Origin of the sequence: Actinocrinis sp., assembly GCF_035650855.1 — a bacterium.
Lineage (GTDB): Bacteria > Actinomycetota > Actinomycetes > Streptomycetales > Catenulisporaceae > Actinocrinis.
On sequence record NZ_DASRGV010000176.1, the window covers coordinates 22,084 to 34,335 of the forward strand.

The 12,252-nt window shown below is 70.5% G+C and carries 9 protein-coding genes; 6 read left to right on the plus strand and 3 right to left on the minus strand.

Annotated elements, in window-relative coordinates; genetic code table 11:
- Positions 1-37: 37 nt before the first annotated feature.
- Positions 38-1,678: a glucose-6-phosphate isomerase gene (gene pgi, locus VFB40_RS13370; protein WP_324850482.1), complete on the minus strand. Its 1,641-nt coding sequence runs from the start codon at positions 1,676-1,678 to the stop codon at positions 38-40.
- 105 nt (positions 1,679-1,783) lie between these two features.
- Here pgi and VFB40_RS13375 point away from each other — a divergent pair, with 105 nt between their 5' ends.
- The 6 genes from VFB40_RS13375 to VFB40_RS13400 all read left to right on the plus strand — a co-directional run bounded on the left by VFB40_RS13375 (position 1,784) and on the right by VFB40_RS13400 (position 10,897).
- Positions 1,784-2,617 carry a response regulator transcription factor gene (locus VFB40_RS13375; protein WP_324850484.1) on the plus strand — a complete coding sequence of 278 codons (834 nt, stop codon included), beginning with the start codon at positions 1,784-1,786 and terminating at the stop codon, positions 2,615-2,617.
- Between the two features lie 104 nt (positions 2,618-2,721).
- Positions 2,722-3,855, plus strand: a complete 1,134-nt coding sequence (locus tag VFB40_RS13380; RefSeq protein ID WP_414642089.1) for a HAMP domain-containing sensor histidine kinase — start codon at positions 2,722-2,724, stop codon at positions 3,853-3,855.
- A 437-nt stretch (positions 3,856-4,292) separates the two neighbouring features.
- Entirely contained in the window at positions 4,293-8,174 is a 3,882-nt protein-coding gene (locus VFB40_RS13385) for a multifunctional oxoglutarate decarboxylase/oxoglutarate dehydrogenase thiamine pyrophosphate-binding subunit/dihydrolipoyllysine-residue succinyltransferase subunit (RefSeq protein WP_324850488.1), read from the plus strand.
- A 128-nt stretch (positions 8,175-8,302) separates the two neighbouring features.
- A complete protein-coding gene (locus VFB40_RS13390) occupies positions 8,303-8,482 on the plus strand; it encodes a DUF6104 family protein (protein WP_324850490.1) in 180 nt (59 codons plus the stop codon).
- Between the two features lie 133 nt (positions 8,483-8,615).
- Positions 8,616-9,710: a DUF4097 family beta strand repeat-containing protein gene (locus VFB40_RS13395; RefSeq protein WP_324850492.1), complete on the plus strand. Its 1,095-nt coding sequence runs from the start codon at positions 8,616-8,618 to the stop codon at positions 9,708-9,710.
- Complete coding sequence (locus tag VFB40_RS13400; RefSeq protein ID WP_324850494.1) at positions 9,707-10,897, plus strand: PadR family transcriptional regulator; 1,191 nt, start codon at positions 9,707-9,709, stop codon at positions 10,895-10,897. The genes VFB40_RS13395 and VFB40_RS13400 overlap by 4 nt, the downstream gene beginning before the upstream one ends.
- Positions 10,898-10,970: 73 nt before the next feature.
- On the opposite strand, the gene VFB40_RS13405 is transcribed toward VFB40_RS13400, so the two are convergent.
- The gene (locus tag VFB40_RS13405) at positions 10,971-11,930 is read right to left on the minus strand and encodes a zinc-binding dehydrogenase (RefSeq protein ID WP_324850498.1); all 960 of its coding nucleotides are present in this window, start codon (positions 11,928-11,930) and stop codon (positions 10,971-10,973) included.
- A 2-nt stretch (positions 11,931-11,932) separates the two neighbouring features.
- The coding region (locus VFB40_RS13410; protein WP_324850496.1) for a hypothetical protein at positions 11,933-12,252 on the minus strand (320 nt) is incomplete at its 5' end.

A 12,252-nucleotide genomic window follows, 5' to 3' on the forward strand; every position in this document is an offset into this window, starting at 1 on the left:
CGCCGACGTTCAGCGTTGTCTGTGATCCCGCTGCTCCTTACCGGCCGCGCAGCTTGCGGTAGCGCTCGATCAGGCCCGTCGTCGACGAGTCATGCTCGCCGTGAGCGCCGCCCTCGGCCAGCTCGGGCTCGATCTTCTTCGCCAGCACCTTGCCGAGCTCCACGCCCCACTGGTCGAAGGAGTTGATGTTCCAGATCGCGCCCTGCGTGAAGACCTTGTGCTCGTAGAGCGCGACGAGCTGGCCGAGCACCGAGGGGGTGAGGGCCGGGACGATGATCGACGTGGTCGGGTGGTTGCCCTTGAACACCCGGTGCGGCACGATCGCCGCGGCCGTGCCCTCGGCCTCCACCTGCTCCTTCGTCTTGCCGAAGGCCAGCGCCTCGGTCTGGGCGAGGAAGTTCGCGGCCAGCATGTCCTGGTGCGCGCCGCGCGGGTCGGCAGCCGGGACGACCGGCTCGGCGAAGCCGATGAAGTCCGCCGGGATGATCCTCGTGCCCTGATGGATCAGCTGGTAGTAGGCGTGCTGGCCGTTGGTGCCCGGCGTGCCCCAGACGATCGGGCCGGTCTGCCAGGCCACCGGCTCGCCGTCGCGCTGCACGCTCTTGCCGTTCGACTCCATGTCGAGCTGCTGGAGGTAGGCCGGGAACTTGCTCAGGTAGTGGCTGTACGGCAGCACCGCGTGGGTCTGCGCGTCGAAGAAGGAGCCGTACCAGACGCCGAGCAGGCCGAGCAGCGCGGGCACGTTGCGCTCCAGCGGCGTGGTGCGGAAGTGCTCGTCGACGGTGTGGAAGCCGGCCAGCATCTCGTGGAACTGCTTCGGGCCGATCGCGATCATCAGCGACAGGCCGATCGCCGAGTCGTACGAGTACCGGCCGCCGACCCAGTCCCAGAACCCGAACATGTTCTGCGTGTCGATGCCGAACTTCGACACCTCGGCCGCGTTCGTCGAGACCGCGACGAAGTGCTTGGCGATCGCGGTCTCGTCGCCGCCGAGCCCGGCCAGCAGCCAGGCGCGGGCCGAGGTGGCGTTGGTGACCGTCTCGACCGTGGTGAAGGTCTTCGAGGAGACGATGAAGAGCGTCTCGGCCGGGTCCAGGTCGCGGGTCGCCTCGTAGAGGTCGGCGCCGTCGACGTTCGAGACGAAACGGAAGACGCGCGTGCGGTCCGAGTACGCGCGCAGCGCCTCGTACGCCATCGCCGGCCCGAGGTCCGAGCCGCCGATGCCGATGTTGACGATGTTGCGGATCGGCTTGCCCGTGTGCCCGACCCATTCGCCCGAACGGACGCGGTCGGCGAACGCCGCCATCCGGTCGAGCACCTCGTGCACGGCCGGCACCACGTCCTCGCCGTCCACCTCGATGCGCTCGGAGCGCGGCGCCCGCAGCGCGACGTGCAGCACGGCGCGGTCCTCGGTGATGTTGATCTTCTCGCCGCGGAACATCGCGTCCCGCAGCTGCTCGACGCCGCGCGCCTGGGCCAGGGAGATCAGCAGTTGAAGGGTCTCGTCGGTGATCAGGTTCTTCGAGAGGTCGACAGTCAGGTCCCCCACCGCCAGCGTGTGCCTGGCCGCGCGCTGAGCGTCGGCCGCGAACAGCTCCCGCAGGTGGGTCGCGCCGAACTTCTCCCGGTGATCAGCCAGCGCCTGCCACTGCGCCGTCTGCGTCAACTGCTGCCCCATGGACGTCTCCTCTGGGTTCTCGGCGGCCTGTCCGCCGGAGATTCACACGTCATCTTCACTGCACCGCCGAACCTAACATCGGGTCGGCTAACTAAGCTTCCCGACATGGACACACCGGCACGTCGCCTGATCCTGGTCGTCGAGGACGAGCCCACGCTCGCCGACGCGGTGGTCGCGCGGCTGGCCGCGGCGGGGTTCGCCACCGTACACGCGGGGGACGGTCCGGGCGCGATGGCCGCGGTACGGGAGCACAAGCCGGACGCGGTAGTGCTGGACGTGATGCTGCCGGGCTTCGACGGGCTCGAAGTGTGTCGGCGTATTCAGCGGGAGCGGCCGACGCCGGTGCTCATGCTCACCGCGCGCGACGCCGAGCCGGACCTGCTGGCAGGGCTGGGTTCCGGGGCGGACGACTATCTGACCAAGCCGTTCTCGATGCGCGAGCTGATCGCGCGCGTGCAGGCGCTGCTGCGGCGCATTGAGGTGGTGCGGCAGCAGACGCTGGAGAACGCGCGCGGGTTTGACGGTGCGGACGCTGAGCGGCCGGTGCGGCTGCGCGGGCAGGCGCATGTCCCCGAGCAGGACCTGGACCAGCACCGGGACCAGGGGCAGGACCAGACCGAACCGGCGGTCGAGGAGCGGCCGGAGCTGGAGATCGACCAGGCCGCGCGGCGGGTGCGGGTCGACGGGGCCGACGTGCACCTGACCCCGATCGAGTTCGACCTGCTGGGCTGCCTGGCCCGCAAGCCGGGCGTGGTCTCCTCACGCGAGTCGCTGCTGGCCGAGGTGTGGGACTGGGCGGACGCCTCGGGCACCCGGACCGTGGACTCGCATATCAAGGCTCTGCGTAAGAAGATCGGCGCGGAGTGGATCCGCACGGTGCACGGGATCGGCTACGCGCTGGAGGCCGAGATCATCGTGCCCGCGCCGGACTTACCGTGAACGCCCCGACCGGCCAACCGTCCGACCCTCAGCCGCAGCCGCGCTACCAGCGTCGAGCGCCGTACGACGCGCCGCACCAGCTTCCGGGTCTACCCGGGCTGCCGGTGCTGCGGCGGCTGCTCTCGCGCTTCCCCCGGCTGTACCGCATCTGGCTCGATCTACGGCCGCTGGACCCGGTGCGGTCGATCAAGGCCAAGCTCGGCATTCTCGTCATCGCAAGCGTCACGTTCGCGGGCTCATTTACCGCAATCGGCGTATCGATCGGCATCCGGGCGCGGTACGTCGTCCTCACCGCCATCGTGCTGTCGATGATCGTTACGCAGATCCTCGCGCACGGTATGACGTCACCGCTACGCCGGATGACCGCGGCGGCGCGCGCGATGGCGGCCGGCGACTACAGCCGCCGTATCCGTGCCTCGTCGCAGGACGAGGTCGGCGAGTTGGCCGGTGCGTTCAATCAGATGGCCGCGGATCTGGGCGCGGCCGACCGGCAGCGCCGCGAGCTGATCGCCAACGTCTCGCACGAGCTGCGCACCCCGATCTCCGTGCTGCGGGCCGTGTTGGAAAACGTGGTGGACGGGGTCACCGAGCCGGACGACGCCATCGTCAAGGCCGCGCTGGCGCAGACCGAGCGGCTCGGCCGTCTTGTCGAGGAGCTGTTGGACCTCTCCCGGCTCGAGGCCGGGGCGGTGCCGCTCGACCTGTCCGACTTCGCGGTCGAGCCGTTCCTCGCCCGCGCGGTGGACGAGGCCGCGGCGGCCGGGCGGCCGGTGCGCTTCGAGCTGGGCGTCGATCCGCACGACCTGACCGCGCGCGCCGACCAGTCCCGGCTGCACCAGGTGGTGGCGAATCTGGTCGACAACGCGGCCAAGCACTCCCCGCCGGGCGGGATCGTGCGGGTGAGCGCGGCGGCGCGTCCCGGCGGCGGGGTCCGGATCGAGGTGGCCGACGAGGGTCCGGGCATTCCGGAGGGCGAGCGGACTCGGGTTTTCGAGCGGTTTACCCGTGGTGGCGACGGCGGCGGTCAGGCGACCGGCGGCGGCACCGGCCTCGGCCTGGCCATCGCGCGGTGGGCGATCGAGCTGCACGGCGGCACGATCGAGGTCGCGCCCTCGACGCGCGGCGCGCTCATCCGGGTGGAGCTGCCCGCCGATCCGCACTCGGCCCCCGGCACGGTGCCGGGCTCCGCGGTGCCGCGGAAATCACCCCGCCGACCCCGAGGCCGTCCCAATAGGTGAGACGCCGCGCCAGGCAAAGCTGAGACGGCGGCGGAATAGGCGGCGGGTGCGGCGGTGTTGCAGAATCCGTGAAAGCCGGACGCCGCGGGGGCGGCAAAGAGCGGGATGGCAGAGCGCTGGATTTGCCGCATGCCAATCACGCCCTGCGCACGCTTCCGCACGCCTCGCTCGCGGCTTCGTCCAGCCATAGTCATTACGGGCTACCGAGCTACCATCAGCATGGGTGGTAATCGCGATGGAGAGTGTGATACTCGTCGCTGTTCACGGCGCTGAGCAGTGATCGGCCCTAAAAGGGGCGTAATCTGGATGACCGCTGCCCGCTGGGGGTTCCCGCAGGGCTCGATTGACGCATGCGGGCCCTCCCATCTGGCATCCGGCTGTTCACAGGCACAGCCATAGAACACGGATCTACGAAGCGGAAGAGGGCGGAACCCGCCGTGTCGCCACAGTCCACGTCAGCGTCAACATCGACCTCGACAGAACCGGCCCCTGCCGAGCCGGTACCGGGGGGCCCGAACCACGGGGCCGCGCACACCGCGGCGGAGTTCGGGCCCAACGAGTGGCTCGTCGACGAGATCTACCAGCAGTATCTGCGCGATCCGGCCTCCGTGGACAAGGCGTGGTGGGACTTCTTCGCCGACTACCAGCCGAGCGACGTTTCCGCGGCAGCCGCCGCGGCGGACGCGACCGCGACACCCGCGCCCGTTCCGGCACAGCAGGCCGCGCCCGCCGCTCCCGCGCGCCCCGCTTCGAGCACCACCGCTCAGCCCGCCGCGGCTCAGCCCGCGGCCCCGGCCGCGCCGGCCCAGACCCCGGCGGCTCCCGCCCCCGTCACCACGCCGGCCGCCACTCCCAACGGCATCGCGGCCAAACCGACCCCGGTGGCCGTCTCCCCGGCCAGCGGCGTGCCGCGCGACGCCGCGATCACCGCTCCGCCCGCGGCCTCCACTCCGGCCGGCGGCGGCTCGCAGACCACCGTGCTCAAGGGCCCGGCCGCGCGCGTCGTGGCCAACATGGAGGTCTCGCTCGAGGTCCCGACGGCGACCTCGGTGCGCGCGGTCCCGGCCAAGCTGCTGATCGACAACCGCATCGTCATCAACAACTTCCTCAAGCGGGCCCGCGGCGGCAAGGTCTCCTTCACGCACCTCATCGGCTTCGCGATGGTGCAGGCGGTCAAGGCGATCCCGTCGATGAACGCCTCCTACACGCAGTCCGACGGCAAGCCCGCGGTGGTCACCCCCGAGCACATCAACCTCGGCCTGGCCATCGACGTCACCAAGCCGGACGGCTCGCGCTCGCTGCTGGTGCCCTCGATCAAGGCCGCCGAGCTGATGGACTTCCGCGAGTTCTGGCAGTCCTACGAGGACATCGTGCGCAAGGCGCGCACCAACAAGCTGACCGCCGACGACTTCGCCGGCACCACGATCTCCCTCACCAACCCTGGCGGTATCGGCACCGTGCACTCGGTACCGCGCCTGATGAAGGGTCAGGGCACGATCCTCGGCGTCGGGGCGATGGAGTACCCGGCCGAGTACCAGGGAGCCAGCGAGGAGACCCTGGCGCGGCTCGCGGTGAGCAAGGTCATGACGCTGACCTCCACCTACGACCACCGCATCATCCAGGGTGCCCAGTCCGGCGAGTTCCTGCGCGCGATCCACCAGCTGCTGCTCGGCGAGGACGGGTTCTACGACCAGGTCTTCGAGTCGCTGCGCATCCCGTACGAGCCGGTGCGCTGGATCCAGGACATCGCGGCCACGCACGAGAACGACATCAGCAAGACCGCGCGCGTTATCGAGCTGATCGACTCGTACCGCACCCGCGGGCACCTGATGGCGGACACCGACCCGCTTGAGTACAAGCAGCGCCGCCACCCCGACCTGGACGTGGTCTCGCACGGCCTGACCCTCTGGGACCTGGAGCGCGAGTTCGCCACCGGCGGCTTCGGCGGAAAGCCGCTGATGAAGCTGCGCGACATCCTGGGCGTGCTGCGCGACTCGTACTGCCGCACCGTCGGCATCGAGTACATGCACATCCAGAACCCGGAAGAGCGCCGCTGGATCCAGGCCAAGGTGGAGAACGGCAACAACAAGCCGTCCCGCGAGGAGCAGCTGCGCATCCTCAACCGGCTCAACGCGGCCGAGGCCTTCGAGACCTTCCTTCAGGTCAAGTACGTCGGCCAGAAGCGCTTCTCGCTGGAGGGCGGCGAGTCGGCGATCCCGCTGCTCGACCAGATCATCTCCGCCGCCGCCGAGGAGGGCCTCGACGAGGCCGCGATCGGCATGCCGCACCGCGGCCGGCTCAACGTGCTGACGAACATCGTGGGCAAGCCGTACGGCAAGGTGTTCAACGAGTTCGAGGGCAACCTCGACCCGAAGTCGATGCACGGCTCCGGCGACGTGAAGTACCACCTGGGCACCGACGGCACGTTCACCGCGCTGTCCGGCAAGCAGATCAAGGTCTCGCTGGTCGCCAACCCCTCGCACCTTGAGGCGGTCGACCCGGTGCTCGAGGGCTACGTGCGGGCCAAGCAGGACATCATCAACAAGGCCGGTACCGCGTTCACCGTGCTGCCGATCCTCATGCACGGCGACGCCGCGTTCGCCGGCCAGGGCGTGGTCGCCGAGACGCTGAACATGTCGCAGCTGCGCGGGTTCCGCACCGGCGGCACGATCCACCTGGTGGTCAACAACCAGGTCGGCTTCACCACCTCGCCGGTCTTCTCCCGCTCCTCGGTGTACGCGACCGACGTCGCGCGCATGGTCGAGGCGCCGATCTTCCACGTCAACGGCGACGACCCGGAGGCCTGCGTCCGGGTGGCGCAGCTGGCCTTCGAGTTCCGGCAGAAGTTCAACAAGGACGTCGTCATCGACATGGTCTGCTACCGGCGGCGCGGTCACAACGAGGGCGACGACCCCTCGATGACCCAGCCGCTGATGTACCAGCTGATCGAGGCCAAGCGCTCGGTGCGCAAGCTGTACACCGAGGCGCTGATCGGGCGCGGCGACATCACGCTGGAAGAGGCCGAGGCCGCGCTCAAGGACTACCAGTCCAAGCTGGAGCAGGTCTTCGCCGAGACCAAGGACAGCGCGCCGAAGCAGCTGCCCGACCCGTCCTCGGCGAACGTCAACGGCCACGGCGACCAGGGCGTGCCGTTCCCGGCCCCGGTGAGCACCGCGATCAGCGACGAGGTGGTCAAGCGCATCGTCGAGGTGCACGTCAACCTGCCCGAGGGCTTCGAGGCGCACCCGCGCGTCGTCCCGCAGCTGCAGCGGCGCGCGCAGATGGTCACCGACGGCACGATCGACTGGGCGATGGGCGAGACCCTGGCCTTCGGCTCGCTGCTGATGGAGGGCGTCCCGGTCCGGCTCACCGGCCAGGACTCGCGGCGCGGCACATTCGTGCAGCGGCACCACGTGATCGTGGACCGGCACACGGCGAAGGAGTACACGCCGCTGTCCTACCTGTCGGAGAACCAGTCCACGTACTCGGTCTACGACTCGATGCTCTCCGAGTTCGCCGCGATGGGCTTCGAGTACGGCTACTCGGTGGCCCGCCCGGGCGCGCTGGTGCTGTGGGAGGCGCAGTTCGGCGACTTCGGCAACGGCGCGCAGACCATCGTGGACGAGTTCATCTCCTCCGGCGAGCAGAAGTGGGGCCAGCACTCCGGCGTCGTGCTGCTGCTGCCGCACGGCTATGAGGGCCAGGGCCCGGACCACTCCTCGGCCCGCATCGAGCGGTACCTGCAGCTGTGCGCGCAGAACAACATGACCGTGGCGATGCCCTCGCTGCCGTCGTCCTACTTCCACCTGCTGCGCTGGCAGGCGCACAACCCGGCGCACAAGCCGCTGGTGATCTTCACACCGAAGTCGATGCTGCGCCTCAAGGCCGCGGCCTCGGCGATCGAGGAGTTCACGCACGGCAGCTTCCAGCCGGTGCTCGGCGACAGCACGGTCGAGCCGGGCGCGGTGCGCCGGATCCTGGTCTGCTCCGGCAAGGTCTACTGGGACCTGGCCGCGTGGCGGGCCAAGCAGGGCATCACCGACACCGCGATCGTGCGGGCCGAGCGGCTCTACCCGCTGCCCGCGGCCGAGCTGCTGGCCGAGATCGGCAAGTACCCGGCCGGAGCCGAGGTGCGCTGGGTCCAGGAGGAGCCGGCCAACCAGGGCGCCTGGCCGTTCATCGCGCTGAACCTGCCGGCCGAGCTCGGCCGCGCGCTGACCTGCGTCTCGCGTCCGGCCTCGTCCTCGCCCGCGGTCGGCTCGGCCAAGCGGCACGAGGTCGAGCAGCACCGGGTGGTCGAGGAGTCCTTCGCCGACTGACGCCCGAACCAGCCCCGCAGCGCGGCCCCGTCCGATCCGGACCGGGGCCGCGTCGGCTTTCCGCGGCAGGGCGCTGCTTAGGATGAGAAAGCACGGATAACCGGTCTGTACCTGGAACGGAGCGTCGGGTGTACTTCACCGACCGCGGAATCGAAGAGCTCGATGACCGGCGCGGCGAGGAGCAGGTCTCGCTGGCCTGGGTCGCCGAGCGGCTGCGCGAGTTCGTCGACCTCAATCCCGAGTTCGAGACGCCCGTCGAACGGCTCGCCACGTGGCTGGCCCGGCTCGACGACGAGGACGAGGACTAGCCGTTCCGGCCGGCCCGGCCGGGTCGCCGACCGGCAGTTTCCGGTTTCGGCTTGACTTCGCACCAACGCGATATATCGTGGTTCTACAGAGACGCGATACATCGCGTTGCTCAGGATGCGGAGGGCCGCGCAGATGCCAGAGAGTTGGAAGTTGGAGCACCCGGACCAGGTCGCGCTCGGCGAGGGCGTGCGATCGGTGCGCCTGGTCGCCATGGCCGGACGGGTCAACCTCATCGGCAAGGACGGTCCAGCCACGCTCGAGGTGACGAAGATCAGTGGTCCGCCGCTGCAGGTGGAGCTGTCCGACAGCGGAGAGCTGACCGTGCGGCACGGCGAGAACGCCAAGCCGCAGCTGTTCCAGTGGCTGCTCGGCGGCCGGCGCATGGAGGTGGACCTCTCGCTGGCGCTGCCGCCGGACGCGCTGGTGAACGTGAACGTGGTCTCGGGGCCGGTGGTGGTCTCGAACTTCCACGAGCGGGTGACCGTCAAGGGCGTCTCCGGCGAGGTGACGCTCGCGGGCGTGCACGGCTCGGCCCGCGTCGCCACCGTGTCCGGGGCGATCACCGCCGAGCAGGTGACCGGCGACCTGTCGGTCAAGGCGGTCTCCGGAGCGATCACGGTGATCGCCGGGGCGGGCGGCGCGATCGACCTGTCCGCGGTCTCCGGCGCGATCGCGCTGGACCTGGAGGACCCGGTGCCCTCCTCCATCAGGCTCAGCTGCGTCTCCGGGGCGATGACGATCCGGCTGCCGCACGACCCGGACGTGCGCGTGGATCTGGGAACGGCGAACGGCCGGGCGGTCAGCTCCTTCCCGGAGGTGCGCGCCAGCGGCCACCGCGGCTCGCAGAAGCTCTCCGGGACGGTCGGCAGCGGCGCGGCCACGTTGACCGGCAAGACGGTCTCGGGTGCGGTGACGCTGCTGCGGCGCAGCGCCGACGAGGAGCCCTGGGACCTGGTCATCGAGGACGAAGCGCCGGTGCAAGACCGCGCTCCAGAGCATGGCGGACCCGAGGGCAGCGGCCCGCAGGACGCGGTACCCGCAAGCCACGCCGCGCAGACCACGGGGAACAGCACCGCCGAGAACCGCGGCACAGAGAACAGCGGCACAGAGAACAGCGGCACAGAGAACAGCGGCACAGAAGATCAAAGCAGCAACGCCGGCGGGACGGACCCCGACGGGACCGGCGGCAACCGCGATCACGGCGAGAACAGCGAGGACGCACGATGACCCCGGTATTCGGCCACGGCCGGCTCCGGCTTTACCTGCTCAAGCTGCTGGACGAGAGTCCGCGGCACGGCTACGAGATCATCCAGCAGCTGCGCGAGCGCTTCGCGGGGCTCTACGCACCGAGCGCGGGCACGGTGTACCCGCGCCTGGCCCGGCTGGAGTCCGAGGGCCTGGTGCGCCACGAGACGGACGGCGGCCGGAAGGTCTACCAGATCACCGACGCCGGCCGCGCCGAGCTCGCCGCGCGCGCCGCGGAGCTCGAGGCGCTGGAGACCGAGATCCGCGACTCGGTCAACGACCTGGCCGAGGGAATCCGGGACGAGGTGCGCGAGTCGGCGCGCACCGTGCGCGAACAGTTGGAGGCCGAGGCCCGCGAGGCGGCGATGCGCGCCGCGCGGGAAGCCGCTGAAGGTCGCGCCGGTACCGGAGCAGGGGCCGGTGCGGGCACAGGCGCCGGGGCAGGTGCCGGGGCCGGGGCGGGTGCGCGGCCCGGCGGCTGGGGTCCGGGCGGACCGTTCGACTGGCGCTCTATGCCCGGCGGCCCGCCGCCGGAGTCGGTGGACTGGGATCGGGACCAGTGGCGCGACTGGAAGCGCGAGCAGCGCGAACAGTGGCGGGACTGGAAGCGGGACCTGAGCGGCCAGCGCGAGCAGTGGAAGGACTGGCAGCGCGCCTGGAAGGAGCAGTGGGCGCGCCAGTGGAAGGAACAGTGGGAAGAGCAGTGGGGCGCCCGCCAGCGCCAGCAGCAGGGCGGCCCGCCGTGGGCCTGGCTGTTCAGCGGTGCGCCGTTCTGGGGCAACGAGGAGACGGAGCCCCGCGACAGTGACCATGAAGAGCGTGAGCACGACGAACCGCGCGACGCGGCGCCTGGGGAGGAGCCGCAGGGCGGTAAGCGCGGCGCGTCCTCGGGCTCGTCGGAGTACCGCAAGCACGGCGGCGGAGGCGGGGGAAGTCGGCGCCCGTTCGAGTGGGAGGTCTTCGGACCGCAGCTGCGCGACATGTTCGAAGGCGTGCGCCGGGAGGCCGGCCCGTTCTTCGACAACATGCGCCGGCACGGTCCGCTGTCCGACACGCAGAAGGCCGAGGCCAAGGCGATCATCGACCGGGCCGTCTCCGACCTGCGCGCGATCTTCGAGGGCCCGCAGGATCGCCATCCTGACGATCCCGGTCCGCACGACACCGTCTGAGTGACCCAGGCCCGACGCGGCGCCGGCTGTAATGCCGGCGCCGCGTCGGGCTTTGCCTTACGTACGAAGGGCGTCAGATGGCGAAGACGAGCTTGCCGACGAGGTCACCCGACTCCATCTTCGCGAAGCCCTCCGGCGCCTCGACCAGCGAGCGCACCGAGTCGATCACCGGCCGCACCCCGGTCACCTCGCAGAAACGCAGCAGCCTGGCCAGCTCGTCGCGCGAGCCCATGGTGGAGCCGACGACGCGCAGCTGGTGGAAGAACACCCGGGTCAGCGCGGCCGGCGGGTTCGGCCCCGAGGTCGCCCCGGAGATGACGATGGTGCCTTCCTCCCGCACCGAAGCCACCGAGTGGGCCCAGGTCGCCGCGCCCACCGTCTCCATCACCGCGTCTACGCGCTCAGGCAGCCGCGCACCGGACTCGAACGCCTGGTGGGCGCCGAGCTCGACCGCGCGGGCGCGCTTCTCCTCCGAGCGCGAGGTCGCCCAGACCCGGTAGCCGGCCGCCCGCGCCAGGACGATCAGGGCGCTGGCCACGCCGCCGCCCGCGCCCTGCACCAGGATCGTGTCGCCGGGCTGGGTGCCGGAACGGGTGAAGAGCATCCGATAGGCCGTCAGCCACGCGGTCGGCAGGCACGCGGCCTCCTCGAAGGAGAGGGCCGCGGGCTTCGGCAGCAGATTCCACCGCGGCACCGCGACGCGCTCGGCGAAGGTGCCCTGGTAACGCTCCGTCAGAATCGTGGGCCGCTCGCCGTCCTTGACCCCGCGGCCGCCCTCGCCGACGACGGCGTGTACGACTACTTCGTTGCCGTCCTCGTCGATACCCGCGCCGTCGCAGCCGAGGATCATCGGCAGCCGTTCCTCGGGCAGGCCGACGCCGCGCAGCGACCACAGGTCGTGATGGTTGAGCGAGGTCGCCCGCACCGTGACGGTGGTGAAGCCGGGGGCCACCTCGGGCTCCGGCCGCTCGCCGATCTCCAGGCCCCCGAGTGGGTCATCGCCGCTGATCGCTGAGGCAAACGCAGCGAGCATCGTCACGGTCCCTCCACGGTCCGCTTGAGCTCGCGGGCGCGCGCGCCCGCGAGCATCTCGCGCAGCAGGTCGACGAGAGGACCGCGAATCACCATCCCGAGCATCCTTCCAAGTTCTGCGTCGAGCAGGTAGGTCGCGCGAGTGCGGCCGGACCCGAGCTCCTCCAGCTCCCAGCTTCCCTGCACCGATTTCAGCTCACCCTTCACCTGGGTCCAGCGCAGCGCGGTGGGCGGCTCATACCCGAACCGGATGGTCGATTTGACCGCTCTGATCTTGGCGTCGGACTCGACCTCGCACAGCGTCGGGCGTCCTTCGGCGTCTC